The 16,709-nt window shown below is 63.3% G+C and carries 13 protein-coding genes; 2 read left to right on the top strand and 11 right to left on the bottom strand.

The window, feature by feature from the left end:
• Nucleotides 1-2: 2 nt before the first annotated feature.
• The 10 genes from nuoK to ndhC all read right to left on the bottom strand — a co-directional run bounded on the left by nuoK (nucleotide 3) and on the right by ndhC (nucleotide 9,594).
• Nucleotides 3-311 carry an NADH-quinone oxidoreductase subunit NuoK gene (gene nuoK / locus JNK74_00990; GenBank protein ID MBL7644741.1) on the bottom strand — a complete coding sequence of 103 codons (309 nt, stop codon included), beginning with the start codon at nucleotides 309-311 and terminating at the stop codon, nucleotides 3-5.
• On the bottom strand, nucleotides 311-826 hold the full coding sequence (gene nuoJ, locus JNK74_00985) for an NADH-quinone oxidoreductase subunit J (protein ID MBL7644740.1): 516 nt from the start codon (nucleotides 824-826) through the stop codon (nucleotides 311-313). The genes nuoK and nuoJ overlap by 1 nt, the downstream gene beginning before the upstream one ends.
• 13 nt (nucleotides 827-839) lie before the next feature.
• Nucleotides 840-1,355 (bottom strand): NADH-quinone oxidoreductase subunit NuoI, encoded by a 516-nt coding sequence (gene nuoI / locus JNK74_00980; GenBank protein MBL7644739.1) that lies wholly within the window; start codon nucleotides 1,353-1,355, stop codon nucleotides 840-842.
• A gap of 7 nt (nucleotides 1,356-1,362) precedes the next feature.
• Nucleotides 1,363-2,316: an NADH-quinone oxidoreductase subunit NuoH gene (gene nuoH / locus JNK74_00975; protein MBL7644738.1), complete on the bottom strand. Its 954-nt coding sequence runs from the start codon at nucleotides 2,314-2,316 to the stop codon at nucleotides 1,363-1,365.
• Nucleotides 2,313-5,033: an NADH-quinone oxidoreductase subunit NuoG gene (gene nuoG, locus JNK74_00970; GenBank protein MBL7644737.1), complete on the bottom strand. Its 2,721-nt coding sequence runs from the start codon at nucleotides 5,031-5,033 to the stop codon at nucleotides 2,313-2,315. The genes nuoH and nuoG overlap by 4 nt, the downstream gene beginning before the upstream one ends.
• 3 nt (nucleotides 5,034-5,036) lie before the next feature.
• Nucleotides 5,037-6,311 (bottom strand): NADH-quinone oxidoreductase subunit NuoF, encoded by a 1,275-nt coding sequence (gene nuoF / locus JNK74_00965; GenBank protein MBL7644736.1) that lies wholly within the window; start codon nucleotides 6,309-6,311, stop codon nucleotides 5,037-5,039.
• Nucleotides 6,312-6,320: 9 nt separating this feature from the next.
• On the bottom strand, nucleotides 6,321-6,785 hold the full coding sequence (gene nuoE, locus JNK74_00960; GenBank protein ID MBL7644735.1) for an NADH-quinone oxidoreductase subunit NuoE: 465 nt from the start codon (nucleotides 6,783-6,785) through the stop codon (nucleotides 6,321-6,323).
• A 26-nt stretch (nucleotides 6,786-6,811) separates the two neighbouring features.
• Nucleotides 6,812-8,560: an NADH-quinone oxidoreductase subunit C/D gene (gene nuoC, locus JNK74_00955; protein MBL7644734.1), complete on the bottom strand. Its 1,749-nt coding sequence runs from the start codon at nucleotides 8,558-8,560 to the stop codon at nucleotides 6,812-6,814.
• Between the two features lie 66 nt (nucleotides 8,561-8,626).
• Nucleotides 8,627-9,259, bottom strand: coding sequence for an NADH-quinone oxidoreductase subunit B (locus JNK74_00950; GenBank protein ID MBL7644733.1), 633 nt, complete (start codon nucleotides 9,257-9,259; stop codon nucleotides 8,627-8,629).
• Between the two features lie 38 nt (nucleotides 9,260-9,297).
• Nucleotides 9,298-9,594 carry an NADH-quinone oxidoreductase subunit A gene (gene ndhC, locus JNK74_00945; protein ID MBL7644732.1) on the bottom strand — a complete coding sequence of 99 codons (297 nt, stop codon included), beginning with the start codon at nucleotides 9,592-9,594 and terminating at the stop codon, nucleotides 9,298-9,300.
• A gap of 503 nt (nucleotides 9,595-10,097) precedes the next feature.
• On the opposite strand from ndhC, the gene JNK74_00940 reads away from it, so the two are divergent.
• On the top strand, nucleotides 10,098-13,496 hold the full coding sequence (locus JNK74_00940; protein MBL7644731.1) for a protein kinase: 3,399 nt from the start codon (nucleotides 10,098-10,100) through the stop codon (nucleotides 13,494-13,496).
• 52 nt (nucleotides 13,497-13,548) lie between these two features.
• Here JNK74_00940 and JNK74_00935 read toward each other — a convergent pair whose 3' ends face one another.
• Nucleotides 13,549-14,502 (bottom strand): hypothetical protein, encoded by a 954-nt coding sequence (locus JNK74_00935; GenBank protein ID MBL7644730.1) that lies wholly within the window; start codon nucleotides 14,500-14,502, stop codon nucleotides 13,549-13,551.
• Between the two features lie 346 nt (nucleotides 14,503-14,848).
• On the opposite strand from JNK74_00935, the gene JNK74_00930 reads away from it, so the two are divergent.
• The gene (locus JNK74_00930; protein ID MBL7644729.1) at nucleotides 14,849-16,690 is read left to right on the top strand and encodes a sigma 54-interacting transcriptional regulator; all 1,842 of its coding nucleotides are present in this window, start codon (nucleotides 14,849-14,851) and stop codon (nucleotides 16,688-16,690) included.
• The last annotated feature ends 19 nt before the right edge of the window (nucleotides 16,691-16,709 follow it).

Raw genomic sequence — 16,709 nt, 5'->3', positions numbered from 1 at the left:
AATTAACCGCGCATCAGGCTGGCCGCGTCGCCGTCCAGCGTCTTGAATTGCTGGTAGAAGCGGAGCACCAGGGCGAGGGCGACGGCGACCTCCGCGGCCGCCATGGTCATGATTATCAAGAACACGATCTGGCCGTCGGGCTGCTCCCACCGGGACCCGGCGACCACAAAGGCGAGGCCGGAGGCGTTGAGCATGATTTCGACGCACATGAGCATGTAAATGATGTTGCGCCGGACCAGCAGGCCCAGCAGGCCCAGCATAAAGAGCGAGGCGGCCAGTGCCAGCCCGTACTCCATGGGAATGGTTGCCATCATGAGCGTTCCTCCTTGGGGGGTTCCGGGGGGCGCCGACCGAGGTGGTAGGCGCCGACGAGCCCCGCGAGCAGCAGCATCGAGCCAAGCTCGACCACCAGGAAATAGGGCCCGTAGAGGGCGAGAGCCACTTCCTTCGGTTCCACGATGCGGGTGCCGGGCAGGGAATTGCCATCGCCGCGCAGAATCAGGGCCAGTTCGACAAAGAGCACCGCGGCCATGGCCGCCGGACCTATCCACATCCGCGGGCTGAGCCAGGCGCGCTCCTGTTTGGCGGATTCGGGCCCCTGATTCAACATCATGATCACGAAAATGAACAACACCATGATGGCGCCGGCATAGACGATGGCCTGCAGGGCCGCAATGTAGGGCGCACCCAGGACGAAGAAGATGACCGCCACCGCCATGAGGGACACGACCATATAAAGCAGCGAATGCACGGCATTGAGGCGCGTGATCGCGAGCAGGGTCGAGAAGACCGCGACGCCAGCCGCTATGTAAAAGACCTCGTTCATGGGAAATTCCTTGTCAGGGCAGCAGGCTGCGCACGTCCACGGGCGCCGCCTCATTCTCGGCTTCGCCCTTGCCCTTGTCCTTGATGGCCAAACCGGCCACGCGGTAGAAGTTGTAGCCCGGATATTTGCCCTGGCCGCTGATCAGAAGATCTTCCTTCTCATAAACCAGGTTTTGCCGGTTGAACTCGCACATCTCGAAGTCGGGCGTAAGTTGTATGGCGTAGGTGGGGCAGGCCTCCTCGCAATAGCCGCAGAAGATGCAACGCGAAAAATTGATGCGGAAGAATTCCGGATAGCGGCGTCCGTGCTCGTCTTCGGTCGACTGGAGGGCGATACAGTCCACGGGGCAGGCCACGGCGCACAGGTGGCATCCCACGCAGCGCTCTTCGCCGTCGGGATCGCGCGTCAACACGATACGACCGCGCCAGCGGGGCGCGATTTTCGGGCGCTCATCGGGGTATTGCACCGTCACGCGTTTGGCGAAGGTGTGCTTCAATACCACCCACATGCTTTGAAATATGCTGAACATGGCGTTCCTATTGCTGGGCGAGCACGATCGCGCCGGTTACCATCAGGTTAAGCAGGGCCAGGGGGAGCATCAACTTCCAGCCGAAGGCCATGAGCTGGTCGTAGCGCATGCGCGGCAGTGAAGCGCGCAGCAGGATGAACCCACAAATAAGAATAAAGGTCTTGAACATGAACCAGAAGAGGGGCGGAAGCCAGGGGCCGTGCCAGCCGCCGAGAAAGAGCGTGGACGTGAGCGCGGAGATCAGGGTGATGCCGATGTACTCGCCCACGAAGAACATGCCGAACTTCATGCCGGAGTATTCCGAGTGGAAACCGGCCACGAGCTCGCTCTCCGCTTCCGGAAGGTCGAAGGGGATGCGGTGCGTCTCCGCAATGCCGGCGATCATGAAGATGCACATGCCCAGAAACTGGGGAATGCAGAACCACATGTCCTCCTGCGCCGCCACGATGTCTTTCAGGCTGAAGGAACCGGCCAGCATCACCACGCCCATGACGGAGAGGCCCATGAACACTTCGTAGGCCAACATCTGGGCGGAAGCGCGGAGGCCGCCGAGGAGCGAATACTTGTTGTTGGATGCCCAACCCGCCAAGGCCACGCTGTACACGCCCATGGAGGACATGGCCAGAAAGAACAGCAGGCCCACATCGAGATCGAGCACCACAATATCGGGCGAAAAGGGCACCACGGCAAAAGACATGAGCACCGTGACCATGATGATCATCGGCGCGAGCACGAAAACCGCGCGGTCCGCGAAGGGCGGAGTCCAGTCCTCCTTGGTGAAAATCTTCAGCATGTCCGCGATGACCTGGCCGAAGCCGAACGGGCCCACGCGGTTGGGACCGTAGCGGTCCTGCCACAGCGCCAGCAGGCGACGCTCCAGCCAGATAAGGCCGCTCGCCGTGGTCATGAGCGCCCCAAGCACGAAGACGATGTTGAACATGGGCTGAATCATTGCACTCATTGCGCGATCGCCTTTCGCACCGTGGCGGCCCGGGGCAGGTCGAGATAGGGCATGCCGGGCAAGCCCCAGGGCAGGCCCGTCACGCCGGCCTGCAGCGTCGGGTTGATTTCGGCATTCAAGACCAGGGTGTCATCCCCCAGGGTCACCTCGACGGTATCGCCCACGGACACGCCGAGGCGTCCGGCGTCGGCGGGACTGAGGGCAACATAGGGTTTGGGTGTGCGCTCGGCCACGGCGGGCGAAAGGGCGCTCAGTTCTTCGGATCCGTAAATATGATGGAGCGGCACGGTGAGGAACTGCCCATCGGCCACGCTGTGCTCATGGGGGATGTCCTTGAAGTAGCGGGCGGTGCTTTCCGCCGCGGGCTCGATCAGGCGTATGCCTGGATCGCCGCCTTCGAGGGGACCGTTTACCTCCTCCTGAAAGCGCGTGATCGACTGGGCCGAGTTCCAGCCGGGCAGCCAGAAGGACGACACCAGGGCCGCGGGCGTCATGTGCTGGAAGCCTTCCATGGAGAAGGACATGGGCGAATCGGGATCTTCCCAGATCTTCGTCTCACTCACGTGCTCGTTCGCCTTGATGGCCGTGCGCCCGCTGAACCGGTGGGACTGGCGCGGGATGCGCTGGCCGCCGACGCGGAACGAGGCCGAGGGCGACACGTCGAGAATTCGAGAGAAGGCGGGCACCGCATCGGCCAGGGTGGAAAGGAAATCGTCCAGGGTGGACCATTCCTTCATGGTCCCGAGTCCGGCAACCGCGCGCATACGACGGATCCAACGCCACGACTCTCGAATCTGGCCGGGAGCCGCGAATACTTCCGTGATGCGCTGGGCGCGGCCGATATTGTTGACCAGCGTGCCGTCGCCTTCGGCAAAGGTCGCGGCGGGCAGCACCACTTCGGCTTTTTTCGCCGTCTCGGTGCGGGTGTGATCGATTACGATGACATGCTTTGCCGTGCCGAGGAGCGCGTCAACGCGGGCATGATCCGCGCGGCGATAGAGGTCATTCTCCACTATCACCACCGTGTCGGCCGCGCCGCTCAGGACGGCGTCGATGGCGTCGTCCAGGTTGCCGCCGCCGAGGAGCCCCAGGCCCACGGTGTTGCACTCATTTTCGGTATAGTAGATGCCGGGCGTGCGGCCCTTGCGGTGCAGGGCCCAGGCCACGTTCGCCGCGGCATGGACCGTGGCCTGGCTTCGGCCCGAGGGGCCGGAAACCACGAGGGGCTTGTCGGCCGCCATCAGATCGCGGGCGATGATCTCCGCGAGTTCAGCCACTTCGGGCGAAATTCCCTCCGGCTGGGGACATTCCGAATCGATGGCGTGAGCCACGGCAAAGCCGAGGCGCGCGATTTCGAAGGGCGGGGCATGATAGGTCTTTGTCGCAACGTCGTCGAGCTTGCCGCCCGCGGGTGTGGCGATGTACAGGGGACCCCGCTCGGTGTCCACGGCCTCTTTCACCGCGAGGGCGTTCCAGTCGGCGATGCCCAGCTTGCGGGCAATGGCCTTCGGGCGGTTCAGCACCGTCTGGCGGATGTTGAGGGCCGCCACGGGAGCCACATTGGTCAGGTCCTCGCCGAGCACAAAGGTGGCGTCGAAACGGGGAAGCTCACCGAGTCCGGGCGAGCGGACCGGGCCGTCACGGAGGATGCTTACGATGGAGGCGATGATGGCGCTGTCATTTTTCGACATGCCTTTGTAAAAGTTCTTCGCTCCAACGAGGGTGCGGAGCGCAAAGTTCGACTCCAGCGAGGCGCGGGGCGATCCGATGCCGATGACCTTGGCGCCCTTCCCGATGAGTCCCGCGATATGCGCCAGGGCCTCGTCGCGATCCACCTGCACCTGCTCCGCTTCGCCCGCCTTGCGCAGGAGGGGCATCTGGGGGCGCTCGTCGCTGTTCACGTACTCGTAGCCATAGCGGCCACGGTCGCAAAGGAAATAACCGTTCACTTCGCCGTTGTAGCGATTGCGGATACGGCGGAGCTTGCCATAGCGCTCACCGGGCGTGATGTTGCAACCGAGCGCGCAGTGAACGCAGACCGACGGCGCGGTCGTGAAGTCCCAGCGGCGGGCATAGTGTTGCTTCAGGGTCTTGTCGGTGAATACGCCCGTGGGGCAAACTTCGACCAGGTTGCCGCTGAATTCGCTTTCGAGGGTTCCGTCTTCGTGGCGACCGAAATAGGTGCGGTTGCCGTTGGCAAAGGCATCCAGATCGGTTCCGCCCGCATAATCTTTGTAATAGCGGACACAGCGGTAGCACTGGATGCAGCGGTTCATCTCGTGGTTGATGAAGGGCCCCAGATTCTGGTTCCGGAAGGTGCGCTTCTCGAAGCGGTAATCTCGATAATTGTGGCCCGTCATCAGGGTCATGTCCTGAAGATGGCATTCGCCGCCTTCGTCGCAGACCGGGCAATCGTGGGGGTGGTTCGTCATCATCCACTCGATGATATTGCCCCGGAACTCCTTCGAGTCCTGGTCTTCGACGCCGATGCGCATGCCGTCGGCCACGGGGGTCATGCAGGACATGACGACGCGTCCCTGCTTGTCGTTCTCGTCCTTGTATTGCGTCACGGCGCACTGGCGGCACGCGCCCACGGAACCGAGGGCGGGGTGCCAGCAGAAATAGGGCACGTTGACGCCCAGCTCCACGCAGGCTTCCAGCAGGTTCTGCCCGTCCGAGGTCTCGTAGGGCTTGCCGTCGATGTAAATGGTCGCCATCGATTAACTCCAGGGACACTTCTTCTCGCGGATGTGCCGCTCGAAGTCGTCCCGAAAACGCTTCAGTGCGCTGCCCAGGGGCGACATCGCGCCGGGCGCCAGTGCGCAAAAAGTCATGCCCGGCCCGAGCCAGCGGGTGTGGCGCATGATCATGTCCAGGTCTTCCATCTTGCCTTCGCCCTTCTCGATGGCCACCAGGACCTTGTCGAGCCAGGGGAGTCCATCGCGGCAGGGGGTACACCAGCCGCAGGATTCGTGGGCGAAGAACTGAATCAGATTTCGGACCATGCCCACGGGGCAGGTCTTGTCATCCAGAATAATCATGGTTCCGGTGCCCATGCGGCTGCCGGCCTTGCCCACGGTATCGAAGTCCATCTGCAAGTCGAGATGTTCCGGTCCGAGGAAATCGGTGGACGCGCCGCCGGGGATGATCCCACGCAACTCGAGACCATCCTGCATTCCACCGGCCAGATCAAGAATCTCGCCGATGGTTACGCCGAGGGGAAGTTCCCACAGGCCGGGGCGCTTCACCTTGCCGCTGACGCCAAAAAGCTTGGTGCCGCCGTTGGGCGTGCGGCTGATGCTCTTAAACCATTCGGTGCCGTTGTTGATGATGTGCGGGATGTTGCAAAGCGTCTCGACGTTGTTCACGATCGTGGGCTTGCCCCACAGGCCGCTGATCTGGGGAAAGGGCGGCTTCGAGCGGGGATTGGCGCGCTTGCCTTCGAGGGCGTTGAGCAGGGCGGTTTCCTCGCCGCATATATAGCGACCAATACTCATGTGAAGGTAGACGTCGAGGTCATAGCCCGAGCCGAGGATGTTCTTCCCGAAGTAACCCTTGGCATACGCCTCATTGATGGCGTTGGTGATGCGCTCCTGGGCCAGCGTGTATTCGCCCCGTAGAAAGATATAGGCGATGTTGGCCTCGATGGCGTAGGAGGCCAGAAAGATGCCTTCCAGCAACTGGTGGGGATCGCCTTCCAGCAACACGCGGTCCTTGAAGGTGCCCGGCTCCATTTCGTCGGCATTGACCACAAGGTACTTGGGCTTGGGCGCATCGGGGCCGATGGGCACGAGGGACCACTTGATGCCGGTGGGGAAACCCGCGCCGCCGCGCCCGCGCATGTTGGCGTCTTTCACGCGCGCGGTCACATCGGCGGGCTGCATGGTGGCGAGGGCGGAGCGTACGGCGGCGTAGCCACCCGCGCGTTCATAGTCCGCGATGGGCGGTGGCGCCTGGCCGGGCTTGATGTTTTTGGTAAGGGGCGTTTCGTTCACGGCGGCTTCTTACACGTAGCGGTTCAGGATTTCGTCGATACCGGCGGGATCGACGTTCTGGTACAGGTCCTTGCCGATCAGTAAGGCCGGCGCGCGATCACAGGTGCCCAGGCACTGATTCGGAATAAGGGTAAAGCGCCCATCGGGGGTCGTCTCGCCGAGAGCAACACCCAGGCGCTTGAGCAGCGCCTCGCGGAGCGCGTCGTAGCCCATGACCCAGCAACTGACGCTGGAGCAGATGCGAATAACGTGGCGGCCCACCGGGCGGCGGTGGATGAGATTGTAAAATGTGGCCACACTGTCCAGTTCTTCGACCGACATGTCCAGGAACTCGGCAATCTCGCGGATGCTGTCGTCGTCGATCCAGCCGCGGTGCTCCTGCACGATGCGCAGGGCCTCCGTACACGCCGCCTGCTTGTGCGCGGGCTCGTGGATGTGGTGGTTTATCTCGTCTTGTATTTCCTGGGGCAACATGGGGTCACGGTGCTTTCATAAGTCGGCTATCGATCAACGTCGGCAAGCACGTAATCCATGCTGCCGAGGATGGAAAGAAGGTCCGAGACGCCGACGCCGCGGCTCAGGAGCGGCAGCATCTGCATGTGGGGGAACGAAGGGGTGCGAATACGGGTGCGGTACGACATGGTGTTGCCGTCGCTGATCAGATGATAGCCGTAGCTGCCCTTGCTGCCTTCGATGCCGTAGAAGCCTTCACCCGCGGGGATGATGGGGCCCCAACTCACATTCAGGAAGTGGGTGATCAGCGTCTCGATATCGTGCATCGTCCGCTCTTTGCGCGGCGGTGTGGTCAGCGGGTGATCGGACTTGTAGTGGCCCTCGGGCATGTTGTTCACACACTGCTCGATGATCCGCAGGCTCTGGCGCATCTCTTCGATGCGCACCACCGCGCGATCATAGCAATCGCCTTTTACGGCGGTGGGCACGTCGAATTCATAATTCTCGAAACCCGAGTAGGGACGCGTCTTGCGCAGGTCCCAGTCGGAGCCGCAGGCGCGAAGGCCGGGGCCCGTCACACCCCAGTCGATGGCTTCTTTAAGTGAATATCCGCCCACACCCTGGGTGCGCGCCTTGAAAATACGATTTTTCATCAACGCCGTGTCGTAGTCTTTCAGGCGCTGGGGGAAGTAGGCAATAAACTCTTTGATCGGCTTCTGCCAACCCTGGGGCAGGTCGTGGGCCACGCCGCCGATGCGGAACCAGCTCGGGTGCATGCGCCCGCCGCAGATGGCTTCGACGATGCCGAGGATCAACTCGCGGTCATTGAACATGAAGAAGGTGGGCGACAGTGCGCCGATATCCTGGGCGAAGGTTCCGTACCACACCAGGTGGCTGGCGATGCGGAAGAGCTCCGACATCATCACGCGGATGGTCTGGGCGCGGGCGGGCACTTGAATGCCCGCAAGCTGCTCCACGGACAAGAGATAGGCCAGATTGTTCATCACGCCGCTGAGGTAGTCAATGCGGTCGGTATACGGAATAAAGCTGTGCCAGGTCTGGCGTTCGCCCATTTTCTCGGCACCGCGGTGGTGGTAGCCGATGTCGGGGATGGCCTCGACGATTTCCTCGCCGTCCAACTGAAGAATAATACGCAGGAGACCATGGGTACCCGGATGGTGGGGTCCCAGGTTCAGGAACATGTAGTCGAAATCTTCCGTGCCGCGCTTCAGGCCCCACTCTTCGGGCTTGAACTGCATGGCTTCCTGCTCGCGGGCCTGCTTCTCATCGGGCAACTGGAAAGGCTCGATTTCCGTGGCGCGCGCCGGGTGATCCTTGCGAAGCGGGTGACCCGTCCAGGTATTGGGCATGAGGATACGGCGGAGGTTGGGGTGACCTTCGAAGCGAATGCCGTACATGTCCCAGGCCTCGCGCTCATACCAGTTGGCATTGGGCCACAGCGAGGTCGCCGACGGAACCACGGGCAGATCGATTGGAATGGCGACCTTGAGGCGGATGTCCGCGTTGCGCTCAAAGGACAACAGGTGGTAGACCACCGTGAGATCGCCATAGGAGTGCTGCTCCCGATCCAGACGCACGCGCTCGTCGATACCGAACAGATCGTAAAGCAGCCGATAGGGTTTCGCGGCGTCGTTCTTGAGCCACATCAGGACGGGGAGCAGCAGTTGCGCGCTCACCCAGAGCGTCGGGATGCCGTCGCGGGTTTCCTGAACGACCAGCGAGTCGGCGCCGAAGCGTTGCTGCAATTCTTCCGTTATGGTGGTGGTACTGTCCATGAGCTTGGCCGGGTAAACCTGAAATTCGGGTCAGTGGGAGTTTTGGGTGCTTGCCGAAACGGGGTATCAGATGGTATCGGGTCGGGCCAGGTCGGTCGCCTTCATCCGGGCGTCCCGTTTCAGATCCCGTTGGCAGAGCCGCTCGGGCTGGATGACCCCCTGGGGGCCGACGGCCCAGCTCAAGGGGCGGCGTTCCTTACCGATGGTGTCCTGAAGAAGGAGGAGACCCTCCATGAAAGCCTCGGGACGAGGCGGACATCCAGGCACGTACACATCCACGGGCAGGAATTTGTCCACGCCCTGGACGACGCTGTAAATATCATACATGCCGCCGGAATTGGCGCAGGACCCCATGGAAATGACCCAGCGGGGTTCCATCATCTGCTCGTAGAGCTGCTTGATCACCGGCGCGACTTTGATAAATACGGTACCGGCGACGACCATGACGTCGGCCTCGCGGGGCGTGGCGCGGATCACTTCCGAGCCGAAACGGGCCAGATCGTACTTGCTGGTGAGGCTGGTGGCCATTTCCACGAAACAGCAGGAGAGGCCGAAGTTAAAGGGCCACACGGAGTTTTTCCGCCCCCAGGAGATCAGGTCTTGCAGCCGCGTAAGGACAAGGCTGTCCTGCACCGCCTTCATGGCGGCGGGCGACGCACCCAGGGCTTCTTCCGAAGGCTTGCTGAGCGACCAGTCCATAGGGGTTATTCTCCCAGGGCAACACCGGCGAGGCGGTGTTACCGTTTCGACTCCAGGGCCCCCAGACGCCAGAGATAGGCGAGGGAGGCCAGAACGACACCGACGAAAACGCATACCTGAGCGTAGCCCACCCAGCCCGCCTCCCGCACCACGATGCACCAGGAATAGACGAAGACCGACTCAAGGTCAAAAATAACGAAAAACATGGCGTAGAGGTAGAAGTCCGCCGAAAGGCGCACGCGGGCGGTGCCGGTGGAGGAAATCCCCGACTCGTAGGGCTGGGCGTCGGCGCGATCACGAATTTTCTGCCCCAGAAAGTACGAGGCGCCGATCATGCCGATCACCAGGCAGAGTACGGCCGCGAAATACACGCCTATTGGCCAGAATATCACTGAGGGTTCCTGAGGGTTCACACACACACCTTGGAGCGGAGACAGGTCGGTTCCGAAGATTCAATGCGGATTGACGTCACAACCAACCCGGCAACTGCGTTTGAATGGTTGAGCCTCCCGGCACCGCTTCCCGACCTCAAGATGCCAGAATACAGGATGCGTTTTGCACCCTGTACGACTCCGCCATAGCATAGCACCCGGCGGATGTCCAAAGCAAAATGGACACCCCCAAACGGCCCGTCGGGGGGCTCGACGCGCCCTCGTTTTCGAGGGCGCGGAACGCGACCGGACGGGCGCGGGCACCGCCCCGGCGTCATGGTAAGAAGCCCCTCCGATGCAGTATGATTCCCGTGGGCAAGCCCCGCCAAATCACCGCGATCAGGTCGCCCGCAATTTCGCGTGCGGACGGCGCATCCAGACGATTCCGGGGCAATTGAGGATTGACGATGAGGTACAACTTCGGTGAGCGCATCGGACCCTTCGAGATTCTGGGTCGGCTGGGGGAAGGGGGCATGGGCGTCGTTTACCGCGCCCGCGACACCCGGATCGGTCGCGAAGTCGCCCTGAAGCTGCTGCCCCCCTCCTACGCCCTCGAACCGGACCGAATCGCCCGCTTCCGCCGGGAAGCCTCCGTTCTGGCGTCCCTGAACCATCCCAATATCGGCGGCCTGCACGACGTCCTTGAGGTCGACGGCGCACACGTGCTGGTGCTCGAGCTTATCGAAGGGGAAACCCTGGGGGAAGCCATCCGCCGGGCCCCCCTGACCGCCGACCGGGCCGTCGCCCTCTTCGCCCAAATCGCGCGGGCTCTGGAAGCCGCCCACCAGAAGGGAATCGTCCACCGGGATCTGAAGCCCGGCAACATCAAAGTCGGATCGAACGGCACCGCAACTGTCATCGACTTCGGCATAGCCAAGACGGCCGCGGTGGCCAACCTGGAATCGGACGCCGACACGCAGATTCCGGGGGCCACACCCGACGCCCTGGAGACGACCAACGGCCTGTTGATAGGCACGCCGGCCTACATGAGCCCCGAGCAGGTCCGGGGCGGTCAGATCGATGAGCGCGCCGATATCTGGGCTTTTGGATGCTGCCTGTACCAGGCCCTCACGGGCCAGCTCCCCTTCCACGGCGACACGGCCACCGACACCGTCGCCGCGATACTGCGTTCGGAACCGGATTGGGAGCTGCTCCCCCCCGACCTCCCGCCGGAAGCCTATGTCGTCCTCCGGCGTTGCCTGGAGAAAAACGCGGCGCTCCGGCTGCGGAGCGCGGGCGATATCGCGCTACTGCTAACCTTTCAGGCGGATGCCACGGACGAGAGCGCCCACGCGGCCCGCGACTGGGTACCGGTGGCGGGCGAATCCGTGCTGGGCCGGCCAAACTGGCGCCTTGACGAGCGCCTGGGCGAAGGCGGATTCGGCGAAGTGTGGCTCGCCGCCCACCGCAAGACCGATTCGAAACGTGTTTTTAAATTCTGCCGGGACGTGGAGCGGATCCGGGGGCTGAAGCGGGAGGTGATCCTCTTTCGCCTGCTGAAGCAATCACTGGGCGACCGGAAGGACATCGCCCAGATTATCGACTGGCAGTTTGAGCGCGCGCCCTATTACCTGGAATCGGAGTATACCCAGGCGGGCGATCTCGCCCAGTGGGCCGAGACCCAGGGCGGCATCGGCGCGCTGCCGCTGGAGACCCGCCTGGACATAGTGGCCCAGGTGGCGCGGGCCGTGGCCGCCGCCCATTCCGTGGGGATTCTGCATAAAGACATCAAGCCCTCGAACGTGCTCATCGCTCAGGGCGAGGAGAACGGACCACAAGCCGTGCTCACGGATTTCGGAATCGGGTATCTCACGGATCGCCATCTGCTTGCGGAAAAAGGAATCACAGCCACGGGACTTACGGAAGCAATCGACGGGTCCTCGGGCAGCACCTCTGGAGCGGGTACCCGCATGTACATGGCCCCCGAGCTCATTGAGGGCAAGGGCGCCACGATGCAGTCCGACGTATACGCCCTGGGTGTGCTCCTCTACCAGGCCGCCGCGGGGGACTTTGCCCGCGCCCTGGCCCCCGGTTGGGAGCGGGACATCGAGGATCCCCTGGTTCGCGAGGACGTGGCCGCCTGCGTTGATCGGGATATATCGCACCGGCTGCAAAGCGCATCGGAGCTGGCCGAACGCCTGCTCCACCTCAAGGAGCGCCGGGCGGAACGGGAGCGGGAGGATCGAATCCGTGAAACGCTCCAGCAGGCCCAGGACACGGCGGCCCTCGCGCGCATCCGCCGCATCCGGCTTGTCGCGGTGGCGGCCACCGGCGTCGCCATCAGTGTGCTCTTGACCCTTTACGCCATCCGGGAAACTCAGCGGGCTTCGGTGGAAGCCGATCTGCGTTCCGAGGCCGAATCCCGCTCACAGGAGGCCCACCGCGAGCGAGAGCGGGCGGAGGAGAATTTGCAGATCGCCCGGGGTGCTGTGGACGAGTTTTTCGTCAAGATGGGGCGCAGTTCGCTGGTCTATGACCCCTCCTACGCCCCCCTGCGCACCAGCCTGATCAAGTCGTCGCTTCAATATCACCAGCAATTTGTCGATGCCTATCGCGACGTGCCCGCGCTCCGGGGCGACATGGCGTGGACCTACTTCACCATGGCGGCCATGCTCATGCAACTGGAGGACGCCACGTGGTTCGATGCCTACGCCGACGGCCTGGAATTGCTGGCGGAGATCTTGCGCACCGAGACCCGGCCCGAGGATCTCGGTCGCATGGCCGAGGGGGTCTGGCATGCGGGCGCCACCGGCGGCCCGAACGCCATCAACTCGATCCGGATGGATCCCAAACGCGCCTTTGAGCTCGGCCAACGGGCGATAGAGCTGACCGAGTCCCTGGCGGTGAAGTATCCCCAAATCCGGGCCATCCGTAATGACCTCGCGATTGACTACCACCTCCTGGGGCACATGGTGGAACCGGTGTCGCGCGAACGCGCCATGGCGGCCCACCAGCGCGCCCTCGCCCTGTGGAGCGACCTGCTGGAGGAAGACAGCGAGTCGATCGATTACATGTACGGCGCCGCCCTCAGCCTCAACCGCATCGGCAGCCTCCACGACCTGGCGGGGAACACCACCGAGGCCCTCGATCACCTGGAGCGGGCCCGCGCCATGTATGAAAGGGTGTTGTCCCACTCGCCGGGGGTGCCCCAGTTTTACGAGACCTACGCGCGCTTCCTGAACAATTACGGCCAGGCCCTGGCCAACTCGGGGCAGATGGAGAAGGGCGTGGAAGCCTTCGATACCGGCAGCGCCCGCCTGGACGAGCTGATGGCGACCTATCCAAGCCTGAAAAACTTTCATCCCCTGGCCGCCGACATCGCGTACCGGCGTGGTCGCACGGAACAGCGATTGGGCCAGTGCGACGCGGCGGTGCAGGATTTCAATCAGGCGATTGCGCTCTCCGCCGATTCACTGGAAAAGGTTACCCTCGCACTGGCGGAGGGCGTCGCGGGAAATTGCGCGAACCCCGAGCTCGCACTGACCCTCGCGACGGATGCAACCACAAGTCGGTCCGACGCCCCCACTTCGTGGCGGGCCCTCGCGGCGGTGCGCCTGGTGCGGAAAGAATTCCAACCCGCGCTTGATGCGCTGATGCGCGCCATAACGCTTGAGACGAAAGGCCCGGCCCACGTCCAGGATCTGTTTAGCGCGGCGCGATGCCATGTGGAACTCGGCAGTCTGGAGAAAGCCCGGGAGCTACACGACCAGGCCGTTGCTGTGATGGACGCGCTGTCGCCCGGTGCGGATGAGAGCCTGCAGGCGCTCAAGGCCGAATCGGAGGCCCTGCTGGCGCGCGGAGCGTAAAAAGAGGGTGGCGCTCCGCGGCGGGAGGTTCCACGGAGCGCCGGGGGGTGTATTAACGGCGGGAAACCGCCGGCTGGTGGAAGTCATGGGAGGACTCCACTTGCCGGGCTATGGAATCCACGCCGTCGCGAAGCAACATGCGAATGTGCCCCACCAACGAGGCGAAGCGGGGCGAAGTCGCGCCGCGGGAGGCCTCGGTGCGGTGGGTATCCTGTCCGCCGATCTCCGGTTGGGCGCCGGTGCGGTCGGCCCCGGGGCGGCGGGTGGTAATCCGCACCGCGCGCACCAGCGCGTTCAATTCGGCGGCGGAATAGGTCCGGCCAAAATTGAGCCCGTCGGGCCCGGTGGCGGCACTCACCTCGGTCAACCTGGTCAGGGAGCGGGGCGATACCACGTTGATGCTCACCGTGTCGGTCGTGCCCATGCCCGCGGCGTTACGCACGGAGAGGGACACCTCGTAGCGACCTTCCAGGTCGGGAAAAATCATCGGGTCTTCGGAGGCGGCGTAACTCAGCATGGCGATGCTGCCGGCGGGGGCCGACGTGATCCGCCAGTCGTATGACAGGCTTCCCGCTACGGGATTCTCGGTGGAGGCCGCGCTGAGCCGGATCGGCGCACCGGTCATCACGAGGGCGGATTCTGCCTTGGCGACGGCCACCGGAGTCATCTCATCGCGGCTCACGCGCACCTCTTTGACGAAGCGCAGCGCGCCCGCCGGGGTGCGTGCTTCGAGGCGCACGAGATAGCGTCCCGCGACATCGGGTACGAAGCTTGCCCGACAGGTGTCCGCCTTCATCAACAGGGCCCGGCTTCCTTCCGGCACCCGTGCGAAGCGCCACGCGAACTGAACCCCGCTGCCCATGGCTGTGGGATTGAGCAATGCGTTTCCGTCGAGATAGACGGTCTCGCCGGGCAGGATGGAGCGGGTGCGCTGGGTCCTGTACGCCGCAGGCCGGGGGGTATGCTCGCGGGCGGGCTGCGTTGTGGGGAGCAGGGAACTCTTCATGGTATTTTCCTCAACGTTTATTTTTTCACGATCTCTTTCGTGGCTTGCACGATCATTGTTGACCACGGAGTGGATTAAGCAATTCGCTTGCCAAGAATCATGCGCGGCTGACAAATACACCTAACCTATTGATAAGAATTGCCTTAGATGATTCCGATGCCCGAGCCGGACGCAGCACGACCTGTCTCTAAAACGAGCCTAATCTCAATTTGGAGACCCAAAAGTTTCCAAATAGAGACAAATGTGCTACCATGGCGCCGCAGCGTAGCACGGGTAACCTGGAAGTGGCCCCCGGGTGGGTGCGCAGGGCACCCGAGCGCGACGGGCCAGGCAAGCGGAGTTCAGCATGTTTCATGTTACGGTACAGCAGGGCGCGTCGCGGGGCGCCACGTGGGCCCTGACCGAAGGGTTCTACCGCCTGGGACGTTCTTCGGATTGCGACGTGGTCATCGCGGGCGATTCGGCGGTTTCGCGCAACCAGTGCGAGCTCTGTGTTGAGGGCGGCGTGTTGCACCTGCGCCATTTGAGCGACCGGAGCGTGACCCTGCTGAATGGGGACGTGGTGACCCAGGATACGACGATCCGCCCGGGGGATTCGCTCACCGTGGGTTTTACGACCCTTCTAATCAGCAGTGCCGCCCAGAGTTCGGGCTCCTTCTCCCCCCAGACCCCCGATTTGAAAACGCACGTGCTGGGCGTGGAGGACGCCGTGTATTTCGGCGGTCCCCAGAAGGGCCACGACGTGTCGCGCCGGATCGAATCGCTGCAAGATCTGGTGGAACTCTTTAATCTGGCGCTGGTTTTCAGCGAAGCAACGGGGGTCGATGACATGGCCCGCTGCATCCGCCGGGCGGTGGACGAACGATTTCACCCCCAGGCCGCGTGGGCGGCGCGCCTGCGCTTTTCGGGGACGGGATTTCGCATCCTGCCCGGCAGCGACGCGGAGGAGGGGCCCGCCTTTGAGAAATCCATGCGCCTGATGGTGCAGGCCTTCACGGAAAACCGCGGCCTCCTGGTGCCGGAGGCTTCGGGCGTGCCAGGTTCGCGCCAGGTGCGTACGTCGATGGCGGCTCCCCTTTCGGTCGGCGGCAAATCCATCGGCGCGCTCGCCGTGGTGACGGAAACCCCGAACGGGGTCTACGAAGAAGACGACCTGCAGTATCTGGTGGCCCTCGGCCGCCTGCTCGCGCCGTGCATTGTATCCGCGGAGCACACTGCGGGACTGGTTATAGAAAACGAACGGCTCCGCGCCTCCCAGGCCGACGCGGGCGAACTCGTGGGTACCAGTCGCGCCATGGCGGAGGTGCGCACCCAGCTCAAGCAGGCGGCGGGCTCGCGATTGAGCGTGTTGATCCTTGGCGAGAGCGGCACGGGCAAGGAACTGGCCGCGCGCTACGTGCACCGCCTCTCCCCCGTCTCCGACGGTCCCTGTATCGCGGTGAACTGCGCCGCCATTCCACCCGAACTCTTGGAAAGCGAGCTCTTCGGTCATGAAAAGGGGGCCTTCACGGGTGCGGCGGGCCGCCGGATCGGTCTGGTGGAACAGGCCCAGGGCGGCACGCTGTTTCTGGATGAAATCGGCGATCTCTCCCTGGAAAATCAGGCCCGCCTGCTCCGCGTACTGGAAGACGGATCCTTTCGCCGCCTGGGCGGTCGCGACGAGATCCAGGTGACGTTTCGGCTCATCGCCGCGACCAATATGGATGTGGCGGACCTCGTGGCCCAGGGCAAGTTCCGCTCGGATCTCTACCACCGCATCAACACCTTTGAAGTGATCATTCCTCCGCTGCGCGAACGCCCTTCGGATATTCCGGTGCTCGTGGAGCACTTTCTGAACCTCGCGCAGAGCCACGCCAACCGGCCCCTGCGCGGAATCGACACGGAGGCGATGGAGATGCTGAAGCGGGCCTCCTGGGCGGGTAATGTCCGGGAGTTGCGCAACGCCATCTACCGCGCCGTGCATGTGGCACAGGACGACGTCCTCACTTCTTCGGATTTCGCACCGCGAAAGGAACGTAGCCCGGCCGCGGCGGGAGCCACGCCAATGATTTCCATCGACGAAGCGGAGAAGCGCCACATCGCGGCGGTGCTGCACGCTTGCGGAGGCGATGTGGACAAGGCCGGCCCGATACTCGGTGTGGCGCGCAGCACGCTCTACAAGAAGATCAAGAAGTTCGATATCTCGTAATTTTCTGGCTCTCCGAGGC

The sequence above is a fragment of the Candidatus Hydrogenedentota bacterium genome (assembly GCA_016791475.1).
Taxonomy (GTDB): Bacteria; Hydrogenedentota; Hydrogenedentia; order Hydrogenedentales; family JAEUWI01; genus JAEUWI01.
The sequence above is the reverse complement of the archived record's forward strand: the minus strand, read 5'-3'. Positions and strand labels throughout refer to the sequence as shown.